General features: G+C 48.3%; 18 protein-coding genes. 12 read left to right on the top strand and 6 right to left on the bottom strand.

Features of this window, described 5'->3' with window-relative positions; all coding sequences use genetic code 11:
- Nucleotides 1-21 precede the first annotated feature (21 nt).
- Complete coding sequence (locus B5F54_RS00760; protein ID WP_087229080.1) at nt 22-1347, top strand: MATE family efflux transporter; 1326 nt, start codon at nt 22-24, stop codon at nt 1345-1347.
- A gap of 291 nt (nt 1348-1638) precedes the next feature.
- Here the strand turns inward: B5F54_RS00760 and B5F54_RS00755 are convergent, their stop codons facing one another.
- From B5F54_RS00755 to B5F54_RS00745, 3 genes are read right to left on the bottom strand one after another with little or no spacing between them, the layout of a single operon-like run.
- On the bottom strand, nt 1639-2271 hold the full coding sequence (locus B5F54_RS00755; protein WP_087229077.1) for an ABC-2 transporter permease: 633 nt from the start codon (nt 2269-2271) through the stop codon (nt 1639-1641).
- Nucleotides 2268-3134, bottom strand: a complete 867-nt coding sequence (locus tag B5F54_RS00750) for an ABC transporter ATP-binding protein (RefSeq protein ID WP_087229074.1) — start codon at nt 3132-3134, stop codon at nt 2268-2270. The genes B5F54_RS00755 and B5F54_RS00750 overlap by 4 nt, the downstream gene beginning before the upstream one ends.
- 8 nt (nt 3135-3142) lie before the next feature.
- A complete protein-coding gene (locus B5F54_RS00745) occupies nt 3143-3517 on the bottom strand; it encodes a GntR family transcriptional regulator (RefSeq protein ID WP_087229071.1) in 375 nt (124 codons plus the stop codon).
- A 189-nt stretch (nt 3518-3706) separates the two neighbouring features.
- Here B5F54_RS00745 and pyrE point away from each other — a divergent pair, with 189 nt between their 5' ends.
- The 8 genes from pyrE to B5F54_RS17235 all read left to right on the top strand — a co-directional run bounded on the left by pyrE (nt 3707) and on the right by B5F54_RS17235 (nt 13115).
- On the top strand, nt 3707-4288 hold the full coding sequence (gene pyrE, locus B5F54_RS00740; RefSeq protein ID WP_087229577.1) for an orotate phosphoribosyltransferase: 582 nt from the start codon (nt 3707-3709) through the stop codon (nt 4286-4288).
- A 131-nt stretch (nt 4289-4419) separates the two neighbouring features.
- Nucleotides 4420-5214 (top strand): JAB domain-containing protein, encoded by a 795-nt coding sequence (locus tag B5F54_RS00735; RefSeq protein WP_172749484.1) that lies wholly within the window; start codon nt 4420-4422, stop codon nt 5212-5214.
- Between the two features lie 10 nt (nt 5215-5224).
- Entirely contained in the window at nt 5225-7186 is a 1962-nt protein-coding gene (uvrB, locus tag B5F54_RS00730) for an excinuclease ABC subunit UvrB (RefSeq protein ID WP_087229065.1), read from the top strand.
- Between the two features lie 22 nt (nt 7187-7208).
- Nucleotides 7209-10034, top strand: a complete 2826-nt coding sequence (gene uvrA / locus B5F54_RS00725; RefSeq protein WP_087229062.1) for an excinuclease ABC subunit UvrA — start codon at nt 7209-7211, stop codon at nt 10032-10034.
- 169 nt (nt 10035-10203) lie between these two features.
- A complete protein-coding gene (locus tag B5F54_RS00720; RefSeq protein WP_087229059.1) occupies nt 10204-10758 on the top strand; it encodes an RNA polymerase sigma factor in 555 nt (184 codons plus the stop codon).
- Nucleotides 10755-11459 (top strand): DUF4367 domain-containing protein, encoded by a 705-nt coding sequence (locus tag B5F54_RS00715; RefSeq protein WP_087229056.1) that lies wholly within the window; start codon nt 10755-10757, stop codon nt 11457-11459. Before B5F54_RS00720 ends, B5F54_RS00715 begins: the two co-directional genes overlap by 4 nt.
- Nucleotides 11460-11717: 258 nt before the next feature.
- Nucleotides 11718-12524: an EFR1 family ferrodoxin gene (locus tag B5F54_RS00710; RefSeq protein WP_140400297.1), complete on the top strand. Its 807-nt coding sequence runs from the start codon at nt 11718-11720 to the stop codon at nt 12522-12524.
- Nucleotides 12525-12851: 327 nt separating this feature from the next.
- Nucleotides 12852-13115 (top strand): hypothetical protein, encoded by a 264-nt coding sequence (locus B5F54_RS17235; RefSeq protein WP_140400296.1) that lies wholly within the window; start codon nt 12852-12854, stop codon nt 13113-13115.
- Nucleotides 13116-13205: 90 nt separating this feature from the next.
- Here B5F54_RS17235 and B5F54_RS00705 read toward each other — a convergent pair whose 3' ends face one another.
- Nucleotides 13206-13580 carry a hypothetical protein gene (locus tag B5F54_RS00705; RefSeq protein ID WP_087229051.1) on the bottom strand — a complete coding sequence of 125 codons (375 nt, stop codon included), beginning with the start codon at nt 13578-13580 and terminating at the stop codon, nt 13206-13208.
- Nucleotides 13581-13795: 215 nt separating this feature from the next.
- On the opposite strand from B5F54_RS00705, the gene B5F54_RS00700 reads away from it, so the two are divergent.
- Nucleotides 13796-15220, top strand: a complete 1425-nt coding sequence (locus B5F54_RS00700; protein WP_087229048.1) for a spore germination protein — start codon at nt 13796-13798, stop codon at nt 15218-15220.
- A 511-nt stretch (nt 15221-15731) separates the two neighbouring features.
- On the opposite strand, the gene B5F54_RS17960 is transcribed toward B5F54_RS00700, so the two are convergent.
- Nucleotides 15732-16172, bottom strand: a complete 441-nt coding sequence (locus tag B5F54_RS17960) for a hypothetical protein (protein WP_191521137.1) — start codon at nt 16170-16172, stop codon at nt 15732-15734.
- Nucleotides 16173-17116: 944 nt separating this feature from the next.
- On the bottom strand, nt 17117-17749 hold the full coding sequence (locus B5F54_RS00690; protein WP_087229042.1) for a hypothetical protein: 633 nt from the start codon (nt 17747-17749) through the stop codon (nt 17117-17119).
- 339 nt (nt 17750-18088) lie between these two features.
- Between B5F54_RS00690 and B5F54_RS00685 the strand changes: the two genes are divergently transcribed.
- Both B5F54_RS00685 and B5F54_RS00680 read left to right on the top strand, forming a co-directional pair.
- The gene (locus tag B5F54_RS00685) at nt 18089-18589 is read left to right on the top strand and encodes an HD family phosphohydrolase (RefSeq protein ID WP_191362401.1); all 501 of its coding nucleotides are present in this window, start codon (nt 18089-18091) and stop codon (nt 18587-18589) included.
- 167 nt (nt 18590-18756) lie between these two features.
- On the top strand, nt 18757-19239 hold the full coding sequence (locus tag B5F54_RS00680) for a hypothetical protein (protein ID WP_191395551.1): 483 nt from the start codon (nt 18757-18759) through the stop codon (nt 19237-19239).
- Nucleotides 19240-19249 lie beyond the last annotated feature (10 nt).

Here is a 19249-nt window from a genome sequence, read left to right as displayed (position 1 = left end):
TTTTTATGGAGGTTATCCGGAATGGTGAAAACAAATTGTTTTAAAGAATTCGCAAAATATGTATCGTTGAATGTGATGGGGATGATCGGCCTATCGTGTTATATATTGGCCGACACATATTTTGTATCGCAGGGGCTTGGTACATACGGGCTTACAGCTTTGAACCTCGCAATCCCCATATACAGTTTTATCCATGGCAGCGGTCTGATGATCGGCATGGGAGGAGGTACAAGATATTCCATTCAAAGAAGCCAACGGGATCAGCAGTCTGCTAACCGTACCTTCACCAATGCGGTTTACCTTGCGGCCCTATTTGCGGTGTTGTTCGTATCGATAGGAGTTTTCTTTTCAGGGACAATTGTAACGCTGTTTGGAGCTGATGAGCATGTTTATGCGATGTCAAAAACCTATTTGCAGGTCATTCTCCTATTTGCACCTGCTTTTTTGATGAATAATGTATTGCTGTGCTTTGTCCGTAACGACGGGGCGCCACAGCTTTCAATGGCCGCGATGATTGGCGGAAGCCTCTCCAATGTCGTGTTGGATTGGGTGTTTATTTTCCCTTGCCAAATGGGAATCTTTGGGGCGGCTTTTGCAACCGGCCTTGCCCCGATCATTAGTATGATGATCCTGTCCCCTCATTTTATCAGAAAGAACAATCAGTTTCACTTTGCAAAGTGTATGCCCGAAATACGGCGGTTTGTAAGGATTTTGTCCAGCGGTGTTCCATCGTTGGTGACGGAAGTCTCGTCCGGTATCGTTATCATTGTATTTAACTCGATCCTATTGAACTTGGCAGGAAATGTTGGCGTGGCGGCATATGGTGTGATTGCAAATCTATCTTTGGTCATTATTGCCATCTATACAGGGATTGCGCAAGGCATTCAACCAATTATCAGCAGCAATTACGGAGCCAAAAATACCCGAAATATCAAGTTGATCCTAAAATATGCCATGACAACCATGCTGATCCTTTCGGTTTTGATTTACGTGACCGTATTTTTGGGAGCTTCACAAATTGCAGGCATCTTTAACAGCGAAGGGGACGCTGTGTTGCAAAACATTGCCACAGAGGGGATGCGGCTCTACTTTACCGCCTGCCCGTTCGCAGGGTTTAATATCCTAATTTCGATCTACTTTACTTCTACAGAGCACCTGCGCCCTGCACATATGATTTCCCTGTTGCGTGGTTTTTTGCTCATTATCCCAATGGCGTTTTTGCTTTCCTGGCTTGCGAATATTTACGGTGTTTGGTGTGCTTTCCCAACAACAGAACTGCTGGTTGCGGCAATAGGGTTGCTATTTTACATTGCTATTCAGAAAAAGCAGAAGTTGGCCAACATCTGAGAAGAATTATAAATGCGCTCGTTTCTAAAGTCATAAGATGCAGTGGAAACCACATAGAAGTGCACGTTCCCACCGGAGGAATGGCAATGTTGTAAGATAGAAGGTAAGTCATGGATTGCCCAACCAATTGCTAACAATATAAACGCACTGCGTCCAACGGAATTTGCAGGTTCCGTTGGACGCAGTGCGTTTGTGCCATATTTTTTCCAATGTAGATTTACGTTTTTTGGCGTCCCCCGGTGTAAGGGGAAAGCGAAGGCAACGCGCCCGAGGATGGGTGGGTTCCATTGGTTAGAAATCCTTGTGTGTGTAAATTGCCTTGGAAATGAAATAGGAGGGGAAAAGCAGTAGGATACCAAAGACAGGAAACAGTGCTAACATATTCATGATGGTTGCTTCGTCCACGGAGGCGATGGCGGGCAATTGGCCTTGGAGCAAGACTGCAAGGCAGGTAGGTATAAAAACCAAAACCATGAAAATGATGCGGGAACGTTCAGCGCCAAAACGGTATGTCAGTGGCAGCAAAACGGCATTCATACAGCACGCCAGGCCAACAGATGCTAGAAAGGTAAGGGTGACTTCCAGGGACCATGTTTCGCTGCGGATGAGTAAGGCAACAACTGCAGCGATAGCAGAAAAGGCGGCCCCGATCGCAATCAGGATCGAAGAGGAAAGGTATTTAGACAGGACAATACGCCGCTTAGCCGGTGGGGTACATAGTACGTATACATCCCATTTGGCTGTGTCGTCGAGGGCAAACGTACCCAGGATGAGAATCGAAAAGGCGATTGGTATCATAGCCATCCCAGCGGAAGCGCCCATACTCGCGCTGAAAACAATCACCAGGAATGCGAGAATCAGCATAGTGGTTCCCATACTCCTTTTTATCAGCAGAAGATCCTTTTGAATCAAACCGATCATCATTTTTCCCCCTTCACATGAAATAGCATGATTTCTTCCAGGCTAGCGTTGTCGACCAAAAGCTCCGGATAGAGGTGGCGAACGGCGGCTTTGTTGTTGACCAGTATTTCGCAGCCAAAAGGCCCTGTGCGCTGTTTGACAATCCATTTAGGGTCGATGCGTTTTCGCTCGCTTGCGTTGCACTTTACAATGCCATGGCTATCCAGTAGGTCGTCTTTCACGCCGCTGAATACCAGCCTTCCTTGGTGTAGGAAGGTGACATAGTCGGCAATCTTTTCCAAGTCTCCGGTAATGTGAGAGGACATTAGGATCGTGTGTTCCTCGTCTTGGATAAAGTCAAAAAAGATGGAGAGAATTTCGTCACGGACCACTGGATCAAGGCCGCTGGTAGGTTCATCCAACAGCAAGAGCTTGGGATGATGTGCAAGTGCAGAAGCAATAGAAAGCTTCACCTTCATGCCGCGCGAATAAGTTTTGATCGGCTTATCCGCGGGCAATTGGAAGCGTCTGAGGTATTGCTGGAACAGGTTATCGTCCCATTTTTGGTATAGGCTTCGTAGGATTTTTGCAATGTCGGCCGGTGAAAACAATTCGTGGAAATGGTTTTCGTCGAACACGACACCAATTTGTTGCTTAATCGCTCCTTCATCACGGATATTGTCCAGTCCAAAGAGCTTTATAGTTCCTGCGTCTCTCCGCATCAAATTTAAGATTAATTTCAAAGTAGTGGTTTTTCCAGCGCCATTTTCACCAATTAGCCCCATAACGCTGCCATAAGGAACTTTGAAGTTCAGATGATCCAGAGAAAATTCACTAGCGTCGTAGTGTTTTGTTAGGTCTTGTACTTCTAAGCAAAGCTTTTCCATAGAATCACTCAGTCCTCTCCATATAAAATGAGCAGGGATTCCTGCAATTCTTCCAATGAAATGCCATAGTTTTTAGCACTTTCTACTGCCTTTGCAAGGGAGTCCTCAACGATGCGGCGTTGTTGTTCCCGCAGAAGGTCGGGGTTTTTGGCTGCTACAAAGCTTCCCTTTCCCACCACGGTACATAAAAATCCCTCCCGCTCCAATTCTTCATAGGCCCGCTTGGTTGTGATAACACTGATGCGCAGCTCTTTTGCAAGAAGCCGCATCGAGGGAAGAGCCTCGCCGTCCTGAAGGGCGCCGTTCAGAATGAGGTTCTTAATCTGCGTGACCAATTGTTCGTAGATGGGAATGCCGCTCGAATTGCTGATATGGATTTCCACGCGACCCCTTCTTTCTGTTATATTATATATGTACTATATATACAATATAACACGAAGGGGCGTTTGTCAAGGGGGAAAATGCATATTCCCTTTTTTCCAACAGGAAAGGATAAAAAGCTTCCCAAATTCAATCTTTTGGTATATAATAAGAACATAATTTCTATTGATCAGGAAAAGGAGAAGATTGCTATGATTACGCAGGAAAGAGTTTTGGAAATTTTAAAAGAGGCCGGCGTACTGCTGGAAGGCCATTTCCGCCTGACTTCTGGACGTCACAGCAATAAGTATTTGCAGTGTGCAAAAATATTCCGTAACACAAAATATAGCGAAGAACTCTGTGGCGCGCTGGCGGAGCAGTATCAGAACGATGGCGTAGAAGTCGTGATCGGGCCGGCGATGGGCGCGGTTCAGATGGCATATGAGGTAAGCCGCCCGCTCAAGTGCGAGAACTATTTCACCGAACGGGACGAAGAGGGGAAAATGGCCCTGCGCCGTGGGTTTGTTGTGAACCCGGGCATGAAAGTCCTAATTGTGGAGGATGTGGTGACCACAGGTGGTTCGGTTCGCGAGGTCATTGATTTGGTGAAGACTGCTGGCGGCGTCGTGGTTGGCGTCGGGTCGATTGTGGACCGCACGGGCGGGAAGATCGACTTTGGCGTACCATTTAAGTCCGTCATTTCTATGGAAGTGGAGTCCTGGGAGCCGCAGGATTGCCCGCTTTGCAAAGCAGGTGCTGGCGAGCCGGTTAAGCCCGGAAGCCGGAAAGTCTGAGTAGCAATATCGATATCTTCCGATCTCATAAAAAGTGGCAAGACCGGCATGTTGTCCGGTATGTTATGAATCGGCCAGCGGAATGGAACCTGGTTTAAAATCGAATGAGAGGGAGAAAAGAGGGGCAATATATGGAAGCAGAGAAGAAGCGGAAACCGAGTTCTAAAAATATCCATGACGGACATCGGGACCGGATGCGGGAACGGTTCCTAAAATCCGGCTTTGAAGCTTTTGCCCCTCATGAAAAAATTGAATATCTACTCTTTGCCTGTAACCCGCGGGGAGATACAAACCCTTTGGCGCATGAGTTGATCCGGCGGTTTGGCTCTTTTTCCGGAGTGCTGGATGCGCCGTATGAGGAGCTGCTTGAGGTCGACGGCGTGGGGCCAGTTGCGGCTGCCTTTTTAAAGATGCTGCCACAGGCGTTTCGCTGCTACGAAATGGACCGGGAGTCAGGGCGCGTCCGTATGTACGATTACCAGGATATGGCGCGCTACCTGATGAAACGATATGTGGGCCTTTCTCAAGAAGTGGTGGTCTTGATGCTTTTGGATAGCTCTAACCGCGTGATTTATTGTGACATCGTCAGCGCGGGAACCGCTGTGACGACCAACATTTATATACAGGACATTGTAGCGTTGGCCGCCCGTTACCGGGCGGTCTATGCAGTGTTGTCGCACAATCATCCTAGCGGCAGTGCCCTGCCGAGTCCGCAAGATCTCCACATCACCTCGCGCGTTTTTGATGCCCTGAAAGAGATTGAAGTCTTGTTGATTGACCATATTATTATTGCCGGACGGGACTTTACCTCTCTGAAAGAAAGCGGCATTATGGCCCACCTGTTTTCAGATGAGAGACAACCGCGGGTATCCCTTCGGGCGGCGGACAGCGTGCGGGAAGGGAAAGAGCGAACCAATACCAAATAGGAGCAGAAATATGGATTTTAAATTGGTTTCGAAATATCGACCGACGGGAGACCAGCCGAAAGCGATCGGCCAATTGGTGGAAGGGCTGCTTCATGGTGATAAGGAGCAGACGCTGCTGGGAGTTACGGGCTCCGGAAAGACCTTTACGATGGCCAACGTGATCGAACGGGTCAACCGTCCAACGCTGGTGCTGGCGCACAACAAGACGCTCGCTGCACAGCTGTGCTCGGAGTTCCGGGAGTTTTTTCCGGAAAATGCGGTTGAATATTTTGTCTCCTATTACGATTATTATCAGCCAGAGGCGTATATCGCCACAACCGATACGTATATCGAAAAGGATTCCGCCATCAATGATGAGATCGATAAACTCCGCCATTCTGCGACGTCAGCGTTGTCCGAGCGCCGCGATGTAATCATTGTGGCTAGCGTATCCTGCATTTATAGTTTGGGCGATCCAATTGATTACCGCACAATGGTAATTTCTTTGCGCCCAGGGATGCAGAAAAGCCGGGATGACCTTCTGCGGAAGTTGGTGGAAATCCAATACGAGCGAAACGATATCAATTTTATCCGCAACAAGTTCCGTGTGCGGGGCGACGTCGTTGAGATTTTTCCCGCGCAGTCGAATGACACTGTCATCCGTGTGGAATTTTTCGGGGACGAAATTGACCGGATTACGGAGATCAATGCCCTGACAGGAGAGTTTAGGGCGGAATTAAAGCACGTTGCCATCTATCCGGCATCGCACTATATTGTGCCGCGTGAGAAGATGCAGCGCGCAGTGAAAGAAATTGAAGCCGAGATGGAAGAGCGCGTGAAATTCTTTGAAGCGAATGGAAAGCTGATCGAGGCCCAGCGCATCCGGGAACGCACGCAGTACGATATGGAGATGCTCTCGGAAATCGGCTTCTGCAAAGGCATTGAAAACTATTCCCGCGTGCTTTCTGGGCGTGCGCCGGGAAGCCAGCCCTGCACTCTGCTGGACTATTTTCCGGAGGACTTTCTACTCTTTGTGGACGAGTCCCATGTCACGCTGCCACAGGTGCGCTCTATGTATGCAGGGGATCGGGCGCGCAAGCAATCGTTGATCGACTATGGATTCCGGTTGCCCTCCGCGTATGACAACCGGCCGTTGAATTTCGATGAATTCTATGCTCATGTCAACCAGGCGATCTTTGTCAGTGCCACACCGGGGGATTTTGAAAAGGAAAAATCCGCTCAGATCGTCGAGCAGGTGATCCGCCCGACCGGGCTTGTAGATCCTGAGATTATCGTAAAGCCGACAGAGGGCCAGATCGACGACTTGATTTCCGAAATCAATCTCCGCACAGCGAATCATGAGCGCGTACTGGTGACGACCTTGACCAAAAAAATGGCGGAGGATCTTTCCGCCTATTTGGAAAATGCAGGGATTCGTGTGCGTTATATGCACCACGACATTGACACAGTGGAGCGCATGGAGATCATCCGGGATTTGCGCCTCGGTGAATACGACGTTTTGGTGGGGATCAATTTGCTCCGTGAAGGTCTGGATATCCCAGAGGTGTCGCTTGTAGCGATTTTGGATGCCGATAAGGAGGGCTTCCTGCGTTCAGAGCGCTCCTTGATCCAGACAATCGGCCGTGCGGCGCGCAATGCCAAGGGGCAGGTCATTATGTATGCGGATTCCGTGACGCCTTCAATGGAAATGGCGATCCGCGAAACGGAACGCCGCCGTGCGATTCAGATGAAATATAATGAAGAGCACGGCATTGTGCCAAAGACCATTGTGAAAAAGGTCAGTGAAGTCCTGGAAATTTCCACACATAAGGACGACGCGAAGCCAAAGAAAGGGAAGCGCTTGACAGCAGCAGAGCGGAAACAGCAGATTGAACAGCTGACGCGCGAGATGAAGGCGGCAGCTAAATTGCTGGAATTCGAACATGCGGCATATCTGCGCGATAAGATTAAAGCCCTGCAATCCGGCAAATAGTGCGTAATGGAAAGGAATCGCTATGGTAGCAAAAAATATTTTTATAAAGGGTGCGCGGGAGCACAACCTCAAAAACATCGATATTGAAATTCCACGCGATGAGCTGATCGTTTTTACAGGACTTTCCGGTTCCGGAAAGTCCTCCCTTGCGTTTGACACGATCTATGCAGAAGGGCAGCGCCGCTATGTTGAGTCGCTCTCCTCCTATGCGCGCCAATTTTTGGGACAGATGGAGAAACCGGACGTGGACTACATCGAAGGGCTGTCCCCCGCGATTTCCATCGATCAGAAGACTACCTCGAAGAACCCGCGCTCCACGGTTGGGACGGTGACGGAAATTTACGACTATCTGCGCTTGCTTTACGCGCGGATCGGCGTGCCCCATTGCCCTATTTGCGGCCGGGAGATCAAGCAACAGACGGTCGATCAGATCGTCGACCAGGTGCTCCGCATGGAGGAGGGGACTAAAATCCAGGTGCTCGCCCCGGTGGTGCGTGCGCGGAAAGGGGAGCACGTGAAGGAGTTTGAGGCCGCACGCAAAGGCGGATTTGTACGTGTACGTGTGGATGGAATCCTTTACGATCTTTCTGAGACCATTAAATTAAAAAAGAACAACAAACATACGATCGAAATTGTGGTGGACCGCCTGGTAATTAAGCCTGGAATCCATTCCCGCCTAGCGGATTCGATTGAAACAGCGGCCTCCCTGGCTGGGGGAATTGTGGTCATCAGCACACCGGAAAAAGATTATACCTTCAGTCAAAACTACGCTTGCCCAGAGCACGGCGCAAGTATCGAAGAGCTGACCCCCCGGATGTTCTCCTTTAATAACCCGTATGGGGCCTGCCCCAAATGTACCGGATTGGGGGTCTTTATGAAGATCGACCCGGACTTGGTGTTGCCGAATAAAGCCCTGTCCATCAACCAGGGCGGGATAAAGGGCAGCGGCTGGGCAATGGAGGGCAGCACCATTGCCACGATGTATATGCATGCGTTGGCAAAGCACTATCATTTTTCCTTGGATACGCCGATTGAGGAACTTCCGCCAGAAGTGATTGATATTTTGCTCTATGGGACCAAGGGTGAGAAGATCAAATTGGAACGCCGCAACGAATATGGTAGCGGAACCTATATGACGGAGTTTGAAGGGATTATCAACAATTTGGAGCGCCGTTTCCGGGAGACGCAGAGCAGCTGGATCAAAGAAGAAATCGAAACCTATATGAGTGCGATTCCCTGTGACGCTTGCCATGGCAAGCGCCTTTCCCCGATGAGCCTGGCGGTGACTGTGGGCGGCATCAATATCGCCGATCTCTGCGAAAAATCGGTTGCACAGGCTTTGGATTTCGTCAACCATTTGGAGCTCAGCGCACGCGACACCATGATCGCGGCAGCTATTCTCAAGGAGATCAAGAGCCGCTTGGGATTTTTGCAAAGCGTGGGATTGGAATACTTGACGCTTTCCCGTTCTTCCGGGACGCTTTCCGGAGGCGAGAGCCAGCGTATCCGCTTGGCAACCCAAATCGGTTCCTCTTTGACGGGGGTATTGTATATTCTGGATGAGCCAAGCATCGGCCTGCACCAGCGCGATAATGATAAGCTATTGGGGACATTAAAACATTTGCGCGACCTTGGGAACACCGTCATCGTCGTTGAGCATGATGAAGACACCATGCGCGCAGCGGACCACATTGTGGACATTGGGCCAGGAGCAGGAATCCATGGCGGCGAGGTGGTCTTTAATGGAAAGCCCTCAGAGATTGTGGATTGTGCGCAATCCATCACTGGGCAATATCTCAGCGGGCAAAAAAAAGTAGAAGTGCCGGAGAAACGCCGCAAAGGGAATGGGAAAAAGCTACGGATCATCGGTGCCGCACAAAATAATTTGAAAAACGTTTCGGTGGATATTCCGCTTGGAAAATTTGTCTGTGTTACCGGGGTGTCCGGTTCAGGCAAATCCTCTCTAATCAATGAGATCTTATATAAATATCTGGCCTCCAATTTGAATGGAGCCAAATGCCGCCCCGGGGCGTTTAAACAGATTAAAGGGATCGAGGCGCTGGACAAGGTGATCGAAATCAACCAGGCCCCAATTGGGCGGACGCCGCGTTCCAACCCGGCCACGTATACGGGTGTCTTTACCGACATTCGGGAGCTCTATGCTTCGACGCAGGATGCAAAACTGCGCGGCTTTACGTCCGGACGCTTTTCCTTTAATGTCAAGGGAGGCCGCTGTGAGGCATGCCAAGGCGACGGCATCATCAAGATTGAGATGCATTTTTTGCCGGATGTCTATGTCCCCTGTGATGTGTGTAAGGGAAAGCGCTATAACCGTGAAACATTGGAGATCAAATATAAAGGCAAGAGCATCTATGATGTCTTGGAAATGACAGTCGAGGAAGGCTTGGAGTTTTTCTCCAGTCTTCCGCGGATTGCGCGCAAGCTCCAGACCCTTCAGGATGTCGGGTTGGGCTATGTCAAGATCGGCCAGCCTGCTACGACTCTCTCCGGAGGAGAAGCACAGCGCGTGAAGCTGGCCACAGAGCTGAGCAAACGTTCCACTGGACGGACCATTTATATTCTCGATGAACCCACGACCGGCCTGCATATTGCGGATGTCCATAAGCTGATCGATGTGCTGCAGAAACTGGTGGATGCGGGGAATACGGTGGTTGTGATTGAACACAACCTTGATCTCATCAAGACAGCGGATCATATTATTGATTTGGGGCCGGAAGGCGGAGACAACGGCGGGACCATTGTTGCAACTGGGACACCGGAGGAGGTTGCAAACATGGAAGGCTCCTATACAGGGCAGTACCTGAAAAAAGTGTTAGCAAGGGAATAAGCCTATTTTTATATGTAAATTAGCAGGCTCTGTGTGCCGGATTGGCGACACAGGGCCTATTTTCTATTTTAAGGGAAAAGTAAGTTTAACATCAAGAAATTTGGCTAATTTTGGGGAATATTATGGTATAATAAAACTATAATGCTTATATTGATGGGAGGTGTGTTCAATGCTTGCAATGTTATTATTGTTAATTGATTCAGAGGAAGATCAGCGGAAATTTGAAGAATTGTACCATCGATATAAACAGCTCATGTTTCATGTATCTAGAGACTATTTTCATACGGAATCTGCCGTAGAAGATGCTGTCCAGGAGGCTTTTATCCGCATTATCAAAAATTTTTCGAAAATAGGAGAAATAAATTGTCCCCAAACGAAACATTTTATCGTTATAGTAGTTAGAAGCACTTGTATTGATTTACTACGGACTGGGAAAGGAGAGGGGGTGGCAATTCCTTGGGAAGATGTTCCGGAGGTAGAAGCTCCGGAGAATCTCAGGCCGGGTGCAAAATTAGAAGAGAAAGAAGCGTATGGCCAGCTTGTGGATGTGCTTCGCTCTCTTCCACAGACCTACCGGGATGTGATGACCTTACGGCATTTACAAAAATTGCCGCTCAATCAAATTTCCAGCATTACGGGTTTTTCCGTTGATTATGTAAAGAAAATTTTACAGAGAGGAAAGAAAAAACTTGAGAAAGCGCTGGAGGAAATGGAGGGAATATGATCCATTTAAGCGACGAGCTTTTAGAGAGAGCTCTTGCAGAAATTAGACAAGAAGAGTTAAATAATTTGCCGTCGGATGAAGAACTTAAAAATAAATACAGCATTCCAAAACGATTTGATCGAAAAATCCTTCATTTAATCCGTGATGAACGCCGCTCACCATGGATGCGTAACCTGACGCACTATGCAAAGCGTGTGGCTGTGTTTTTCCTCGCTCTATTGATTGCTGCAGGTACCACGATTATGACGGTCAGCGCAGCACGAGAGTGGTTCTTTAAAGTGATATCGCAAGTGTTCCCAACACATACACAGATTGACTTTACCCCTGCTGAATCCCTACAGGAGGAAATACCCTTTGTGGCGCATGCTCCGGAGTATATACCAGATGGCTATACGATGGACGGGGAACCCTTTATTCGGGAGCCGAACCGCCTTGTGCGCATTGCGTACAGAAATGAGGACGGTGGATTGATTCGGTTCAACCAGATGTTTAAAGGTGGGACGAAAGTTGACACAGAAGATGCTTATACAGAGACGTTCCAGCTGAACGGACATGACGCCTTGTATATCCAAAAAGGGGAAACCCAGATGTTATATGGGTATCTTGATAATGCACTATTCTTTTTGTATGTCCGTGACCCTGATCTCACAAAGGATGATGTGCTTGCAATCGCACAGAGCATTGCACCCATAGATGGATAAGGGGTTGTTTCTGGGGCTACGTTTTCTTAAAAAATTCGATCTTTCTTCAGAAAACGTTCACATTCATACCGTATACTAAAGACAATCCAATAAGGGATATAAAATTGTTTGCAAGTTTCTTTTTCATAAATTCTTCCTCTAAAAAGCCGCCCTGTGTTTGCAGGGCGGCTTTTCCATGCGAAAAGGAAATTTTGAAAGTTACAAGTAGGGGGTTTGACACATTCTCACAAAAGCATTACACTGAACATATATAGCAAAATGGAAAGGGAGATACAGATGGGAAAAATTTGGTGTATATATTTTAGTCCGTCAGGAACGACCAAAGTGGTTATGGAGCGGATTGCCGCTAAGATGGACGGAGAAAAACATACATGGGATCTGCTGAAGGAGCCGGATGTAACACCCAAAACATTGCAACCGGAAGATGTGCTTCTGGTTGGTGTACCGGTATTTTCAGGGCGTATCCCCACCCCATGTATCCCTATGCTACAATCCCTAAAAGGGGCCCAGACGCCGGCGATCGCAGTTGCGGTTTATGGAAACCGTGATTATGACGACGCTTTATTGGAATTGAAGAATATGCTTGAGGAGCAGGCATTTTTGGTTATCGGTGCAGCAGCAGTGGTCGCGCAGCATTCGATCTTTACAAAGGTCGCTGCGGGGCGCCCGGATGCGGAGGATCTCGAAAAATTGGATCTATTTTCCGCGGAATGTATCGAGCGGTTACAGAGCGGCCGGATGAATTGGAAAGAATTACAGGTTAAGGGGAATAAACCCTACCGGGAGATCTCAAATGTTCCCATGAAGCCTTCCGCAGATACAACTTGTACGTCGTGTGGCCTTTGTGCACGGCTCTGCCCAGTTCATGCGATTGATCCGGCCAATCCAAGGAAGACCGATCAAACACGCTGCATCTCCTGTACGGCTTGTATTGCCGCCTGCCCACAGGGGGCCAGGCATTTTCCAAAACTTATGTTTGTTCCGGCGAGCGTGGCCTTTGAAAAAAGTGTGCAATCCGTCGTGAACCAGAATGGTTCTTATAAGGAGAAGAGTTTATACGCCTAAGTCACCAGCCATAGGTTCCTTTGTGGGATGTTGGTTGCCTCTCCTATGAGAAAAAGTTACTGCATAAAAGCACGGAAGTCTTGAACCGAATCCGTGAAATCGGACAATAGACAAAACGCCCCCTGATGTAGGAAAATAGAAGTACTACATCAGGGGGGAATGATATGGGGAGAAAATGGGAAAAGGGAAAATCTTCTTCCAGTTGTCCAGGATTGTAGGCGAAAGAAAAAGTTGGAAAAGAAATAGCGAAAGAATTGGGTTTGCAGAGTAAACAAGTAGGAAAAGATCTACTCTGCCATACACGGCGCGAGCAATGCGGGGGTGCTTATGGCTATCGCTGGATGTGGTTGTGGCGGAAACGTCAAAACATTTACAAAAATCCAAAGTGCTTTGTATCACGCAAAAAGTATAATCGGCTGTCCGGAATGCGGCGGCATAGGAAATGGGGTCAGATGGGCCAGCAATACATCCATACAAGAATCGATGAAGCGGCAGTTTTGGGCGGGAAAAGCCAACACCAAATTTTGCAACCATGAGCGCATTCAACTAAAAATTGGAGTGGCGCCGCTGCCGCTGCGCCACTCCGCTTAGAGCTTTATTTTCCTACACCAACTGGCTGGGCGCTTTTGGCTGTCCGTGTAGTTCAGAGCAGTTCTATCTCTTCCAAAGGCGCTTTTATACTTATTCTACTCTAGAAATCAGTTGGCAATATACGTAAACATTTTGGATCTTTTTGGCTTCATTCCCCTTATCGGTTCGGATAATAGGCTGCGTTTCCGAAGGAGTCACATAGAGCTTAAATACAATACCTTCCTGCCCTAGATGCATGTCCCGGATACGCTTATATTGGAAATCGCGTTTTTTAATACCAAGATAATCAAAAATAATTTCCTCGATATCCAAGTTTGAGAAGCATTTTAAAATGTCCTCCTGCGGATGCAACTCAATAATTGCTTTGGCCTCTTCGAATGTGACATCGGTACACTTGAAGGTTCCGTGATTTACAACGGTCATCATTGTGTTGTTATCCAGCAACAAGAGTGGGTTGGACGACATAACGCAACACTCCTTTTCCTATTCATGTCTGTTAAAAATAGTATACGTGTTTTTGAGGATATTGTCAATAAAAGTTGAAAAGATACCTTTATGAATTATATGGATAATTTATAATTATTTTTATGGCACAAACGTGTGCAAATGATGGTTCTCTATACATAACGATTCCCATCTTCCACATACTATAGAGATCAAAGAACCGGGAGGCGGGAAATTTGAAGAAGGAAACACTTTCCTCGAAATATGAAGATAACCGTCAGATTCTAAATGAGCGGCTCCGGCTATCCGAAAATTTTGATCTGATTGGAAGGGAAATTCGCGTGGCGGGAAGGAGAGCGGTCCTCTATTTTATTGATGGCTTTACCAAGGATGATATCATGGAAAAGCTAATGGAATATCTTATGGCCTTAAAATCGGAAGATCTGGAAGGGATCGATACTTCCCAAGAATTCGCGAATGCATTTATCCCTTATGTGGAAGTAGATTGCGAAGAGTGCTGCGACAAAATTACAACAGGAATTTTGTCTGGGACTATTTGCCTGCTAGTACAGGGGTTTAATCAGGCGATGATGATCGACGCACGGACTTACCCGGCAAGAGGGGTGAGCGAGCCGGATGACGACCGTGTTCTGCGCGGTTCACGGGATGGGTTTGTAGAGACGTTGGTCAATAACACGGCGCTAATCCGCCGCCGAATCCGAGATCCAGATCTGACGATGGAGATCGTGCAGGTTGGGACCAAGTCCAAGACCGACATTGTGCTTTGCTATATGGCACACATGGTTGATTCAGGAATATTGGACACTGTGCGGAAAAAGTTGGAGCAGGTGCAAATTCATGCCTTGACTATGAATCAGGAAAGCCTGGCGGAATGCTTGGTCAAACCCAAATGGTACAATCCATTTCCAAAGGTGCGCTATTCGGAGCGGCCGGATGCAGCGGCGGCAAGCATTTTGGAAGGGAACATTGTCATTTTGGTGGACAATTCCCCATCTGCTATGGTCTTACCAACCTCCATTTTTGATTTTATACAAGATACAAACGATTACTATTTTCCTCCCCTCATCGGGACCTACTTACGTACGGTTCGCATAATTGTGTTCCTTTTGACGCTCATCCTCACCCCAACTTGGTATCTCTTAGAATGCAACCCGCAATGGATACCAGAGTGGTTGGGGTTTATCCGTATAGAAGAACCCAATGGGGTGCCGATTGTTGCGCAGTTGCTGCTTATTGAATTTATTATTGATGGCTTAAAATTGGCATCGTTAAATACGCCCAGTGTTTTGAGCAATTCATTCAGTGTGGTGGGAGCACTGGTATTAGGCGATTTTGCGGTACAAGCGAAGTGGTTTGTCCCAGAAGTGGTGCTTTTTATGGCATTTGTCTCGATTGCAAACTTTACGCAGCCAAGCTTTGAACTGGGATATGCCTTTAAACTATTTCGCGTTTTAATATTAATATTGACAGCCATATGGAATGTATGGGGATATATCGCGGGATTAGTGCTTATGTTTGTAGTGCTTATTTCCAGTAAGACGATTTCAGGGAGAGGCTATCTGTATCCAGTCATCCCCTTTAATGCGCAGGCCCTTTCCCGTCTATTGGTGCGCAGGAGAATCAGTAATCACAACACATAAAAGAATGAAAAAGCGCGGCCAAACGGTCGCGCTTAAAAGAAAGGAGGGCATGAAGTAAAATGAATAAAATCCTACTATATATAGAAACCTCTGGGAACATCCGAAAGAGTTGTCGCGCAATTTTTCGGATGTCGGAAGAGGAATTGCTGATGGTCTGTCGAGTCTATGGACCGGTATTCCGTCCGTCCATAGACTGTAACAGCTTTTTTCAATGTCTATAGTATACAAGTGGATTGTGTACGAGGTTTGAATGAAGTGCGAAACCTCCGTTAAGAATCATGGACGAACTTATGAATAAATCTTGCAATCCCTGGCAAAAGGCGTTTTGCCAAGCAAGAGATAAAAAAAGAAGCCGCTCCAGCAGCATTTTACTGGAACGGCTATGCCCGCAAAGAGAAAGGGCGCCCTTATTATAACAAATCCCCAGCAAAGACTGCAATGGAAATTTGTGGCTTCTGCTGGTAGTTTTTCTAAGCTACCAGCAAAATGGAGGTTCTTGCGGAGAGATGGGTCAGGAAGTGGCACCCAAACGTATGACGGTCAAAGTGCTGTCGCTGAAGATAAACCCTGCATCATCGACAAAAACTTGCAGCGTTTTGGGGGCAGATGTCACTTGGAATGATACGTGGAAAGATACGGTATCAACCTCACGGGAAGAAGAGAAGGTGTGGCTAGCAACGGCGCCAGGAACTGGTTGGCCACCCTGATAGAGATGAACGGAAACTGGCGCAGGTATAGAGATACCCGGAGCCGCCTTGATTGTTGAATGGAAGGCGGCTTGATAGATCCCAGGCTGATTGATTTGTACCTGAGAGGAACAAGGGGAATGGGAAATTGCCAAGCCGACAACCAAGGGCGTCTCTTGGAATATGAGCGCTTCCCCTTTGGTAGTGATCTGTTGGGTGCCATTCAACGCGGTAAGGACATCCGGTACATCATTTTTTCCAGACAAGCCCCGTGGGATGACAAAATCAAATACGGCATTTTCCGGCGTTCCAGAGTTGGTGACAGCGGCATTGCTGCCAGGCTCCCCAGAAGTAACACTTCCAACGGCAATAGTGGCAGCGGCTCCGGGTGCTCCAGTGGATCCAGATGGCCCTGTCGCTCCGGTAGCCCCTGTTGGCCCGCTCGGTCCAGTGGGGCCGGATGGCCCGGTAGCCCCTGTTGGCCCGCTCGGTCCAGTGGGGCCGGATGGCCCGGTAGCCCCTGTTGGCCCGGTCGGTCCAGTGGGGCCGGATGGCCCGGTAGCCCCTGTTGGCCCGCTCGGTCCAGTAGGGCCGGATGGCCCGGTAGCCCCTGTTGGCCCGCTCGGTCCAGTAGGGCCGGATGGCCCGGTAGCCCCCGTTGGCCCGCTCGGTCCAGTAGGGCCGGATGGCCCGGTAGCCCCTGTTGGCCCGCTCGGTCCAGTAGGGCCGGATGGCCCGGTAGCCCCCGTTGGCCCGCTCGGTCCAGTAGGGCCGGATGGCCCGGTAGCCCCTGTTGGCCCAGTAGGTCCCGAAGGTCCAGTAGCCCCAGTTGGTCCGGTACTTCCAGTAGGCCCAGTTAAACCACGAGGCCCTTCAAGTCCCTGCACCCCCTGGATTCCCTGCGGCCCAGTGGGTCCAGTTGGACCGCGTTCTCCGGTCGGCCCGGTTGGGCCGGTGGCGCCAGTTGGGCCAGTAGGTCCTGGTATCGAGCAAGGGACGCAGCAGGGTGGAGGAGGACAACAAGGCGGTGGACAACAGGAGGGATTGCAGCATGCATGATGGAGCTCTTCGTTTGGATAAATTTTCATGCTCTTTACCTCCGAGCAAAGATTTGGAATATTCCAAATACATCTTATGCCGGGGAGCATGGAGTGGACACAAAAAACCGCGCCGGAAAACCTCCCGGCGCGGTTTTCAGATCAACTTAGATTTAAGAGCTGACCTTTGCTTTGGCTACCTGCTTATCAATATATTCCTGTAACGGACGTTCTTTCAGATTGATGGTCATCTTTGTCGAGTCAGATTTATGCAACGACATAATCACCGCAGTTCGATCGTCGGATTTGGTAGAGGTGATGTCGAAGGTACCGTCTGCATTGTCTGGCTTTACAAAGCAGACCGTGCAATAATAGTCATCCTTCAGATACTGTCCCGCGGTTGCTTCCGAAAGATCGTTGAGTTCCTTATTGGATAAATTCGTAGGATCTTTGGTCACAACGAACATGGCGCGATTCCCATAGATGCGCTTGTACACGCCATCTTGGAAAGTAAAGTTCTCGTCCGTTTGGGTGTATTTTTTCGAATTTGCACCTTGACCGGCATTGGTATTGTCAACCGTTGGTGTGGTCGACGAGGGATCGGTCGAAGTTGCATCCTCACCGGATTCATCGGTAGGGGTGGTAGGTTCCGCCTCAGAAGAAGACTCTACTTCAGAGGAGGACTCCGATACCGAGGAAGACGACTCCATTTGAGAGGAAGAAGAACCTTCATCGGAGGTGGTACAAGCAAACAACGTACATGTAAGGGCTGCAATCATGATGACAGCAATCCATTTTTTCATCATATTCCTTCACTCCTTGAAAAAATTTTAACTCATGATAGCACGCGCTAAATAGCAAGTCAACTGGGGGTTATTGGTTCAATAGAGAAAATGGGACGCTCGTTTCTAAAAGGATGCCCGGTTTTCCTAGAAAAATTCGATAATTGTAAAAAAAGTGAAAACAAGTGAAATTGCGTATTATAGAACACATTTGTTTCTAATTAGAAATAAACGCGGAATCTTACAGGTTTCTTACGTTTGCCTTAAAAGACTTTAAAATCGCCCCGATCGTGCTTCTTTTTGTGGTATACTCCGTTTGTATTTGACAAAGTAGGTCAGATAGATAGGAGGAGTTTGAGATTCATGTGGAACTTAGAAAATCGTGCGGCCTTCCGTGCATGTGTCGCGGACCTTTTAAACAACCCGGAAGTACAAAAGATGAGAGAGGTCCGGCAGCATGTGCAGGATGCCAATTGTTTGCAGCATTGCCTGTTTGTAGCATATTTAAGTTTTTTGTTCTGCCGGAAATTTCATTTGGATGCTGCTTCGGCGGCGCGCGGCGGTTTGCTGCATGATCTATATTTGTATGATTGGAGGACACACGAGGGGCATCACATGACGATGCATCCGATCACTGCGCTGGTAAATGCCACGCATCTCTTTACCCTAAATGACAAGGAAAAGGATATTATCGTGAAACATATGTGGCCACTGACCCCTGCACTTCCCAAATACGCAGAAAGTTTTGTCGTCAGTACAGCGGACAAGCTGTGCGCATTGGCGGAAATTTTCCATATTTATCGTTGGCTGCGGGTAGGGGAACATTTGGATTTCCAGCCCAACAAACATGCCAAAGCGCTTTGACCGGCGATGAACAGTTCTTTTCAAAGGACATAACCGGAATGGCTGGTAGACGTGCGGGGAATGTGCTATAATCATCACAAAGTTTTGTTTTTTTGGAATCCCGTTTGGATGGTTTAGGAGCCCTTTGGGGTGAAGAAACCACGTGTGATGAATTTGGAGGACGGATCATGCAGGAGATTGAGAGAAAATTTCTAATCGAAGAATTTCCAGACTTGCCGCTGTTGGAAGAAGCGGAGGCCTTTCAGGGGTATTTATCTGTGGAGCCGGTTGTCCGAATCCGCAAAAAGGTCTCAAAAGAAAAGACCAGCTACGTGCTCTGCTTCAAGGGAAAGGGACGGCTTTGCCGGAAAGAAATTGAGCTGGATCTGCCAAAGGAGACGTTTGATGAGCTGGAAGAGCTTTTGGAAATTCCCATGATCCGCAAAGAGTACCGCGTCTATGCGCTGGGGGATGGACGCCGGTTGGAATGCAGCTGGGTGGATCGCGGAGAACCGACGGCCTTCCTCTATGCGGAAGTGGAATTTCCTTCGGTGGAAGAGGCGCTGGCGTTCCAGCCTCCGGAATGGCTGTCCAATGAGGTGACAGAGGACTCTTATTACAGCATGAGCCAGTATTGGATGCGAAAAAAGGCGTCCCTACTGGGAAAATAAAAGATTTTGT

It is taken from the genome of Anaeromassilibacillus sp. An250 (assembly GCF_002159845.1).
Taxonomy (GTDB): domain Bacteria; phylum Bacillota; class Clostridia; order Oscillospirales; family Acutalibacteraceae; genus Anaeromassilibacillus; species Anaeromassilibacillus stercoravium.
Note: the sequence above shows the minus strand (reverse complement) of the source record. Positions and strands in the feature narration are given on the sequence as shown.

What these genes read in the sequence shown, in the direction of transcription:
- B5F54_RS00760 (WP_087229080.1), top strand. Translation starts at nt 22, where the DNA reads ATGGTGAAAACAAATTGTTTTAAAGAATTCGCAAAATATGTATCGTTG.
- B5F54_RS00755 (WP_087229077.1), bottom strand. Translation starts at nt 2,271, where the DNA reads ATGATGATCGGTTTGATTCAAAAGGATCTTCTGCTGATAAAAAGGAGT.
- B5F54_RS00750 (WP_087229074.1), bottom strand. Translation starts at nt 3,134, where the DNA reads ATGGAAAAGCTTTGCTTAGAAGTACAAGACCTAACAAAACACTACGAC.
- pyrE (WP_087229577.1), top strand. Translation starts at nt 3,707, where the DNA reads ATGATTACGCAGGAAAGAGTTTTGGAAATTTTAAAAGAGGCCGGCGTA.
- B5F54_RS00735 (WP_172749484.1), top strand. Translation starts at nt 4,420, where the DNA reads ATGGAAGCAGAGAAGAAGCGGAAACCGAGTTCTAAAAATATCCATGAC.
- uvrB (WP_087229065.1), top strand. Translation starts at nt 5,225, where the DNA reads ATGGATTTTAAATTGGTTTCGAAATATCGACCGACGGGAGACCAGCCG.
- uvrA (WP_087229062.1), top strand. Translation starts at nt 7,209, where the DNA reads ATGGTAGCAAAAAATATTTTTATAAAGGGTGCGCGGGAGCACAACCTC.
- B5F54_RS00720 (WP_087229059.1), top strand. Translation starts at nt 10,204, where the DNA reads ATGCTTGCAATGTTATTATTGTTAATTGATTCAGAGGAAGATCAGCGG.
- B5F54_RS00715 (WP_087229056.1), top strand. Translation starts at nt 10,755, where the DNA reads ATGATCCATTTAAGCGACGAGCTTTTAGAGAGAGCTCTTGCAGAAATT.
- B5F54_RS00710 (WP_140400297.1), top strand. Translation starts at nt 11,718, where the DNA reads ATGGAAAGGGAGATACAGATGGGAAAAATTTGGTGTATATATTTTAGT.
- B5F54_RS17235 (WP_140400296.1), top strand. Translation starts at nt 12,852, where the DNA reads ATGGCTATCGCTGGATGTGGTTGTGGCGGAAACGTCAAAACATTTACA.
- B5F54_RS00705 (WP_087229051.1), bottom strand. Translation starts at nt 13,580, where the DNA reads ATGTCGTCCAACCCACTCTTGTTGCTGGATAACAACACAATGATGACC.
- B5F54_RS00690 (WP_087229042.1), bottom strand. Translation starts at nt 17,749, where the DNA reads ATGATGAAAAAATGGATTGCTGTCATCATGATTGCAGCCCTTACATGT.
- B5F54_RS00685 (WP_191362401.1), top strand. Translation starts at nt 18,089, where the DNA reads ATGTGGAACTTAGAAAATCGTGCGGCCTTCCGTGCATGTGTCGCGGAC.
- B5F54_RS00680 (WP_191395551.1), top strand. Translation starts at nt 18,757, where the DNA reads ATGCAGGAGATTGAGAGAAAATTTCTAATCGAAGAATTTCCAGACTTG.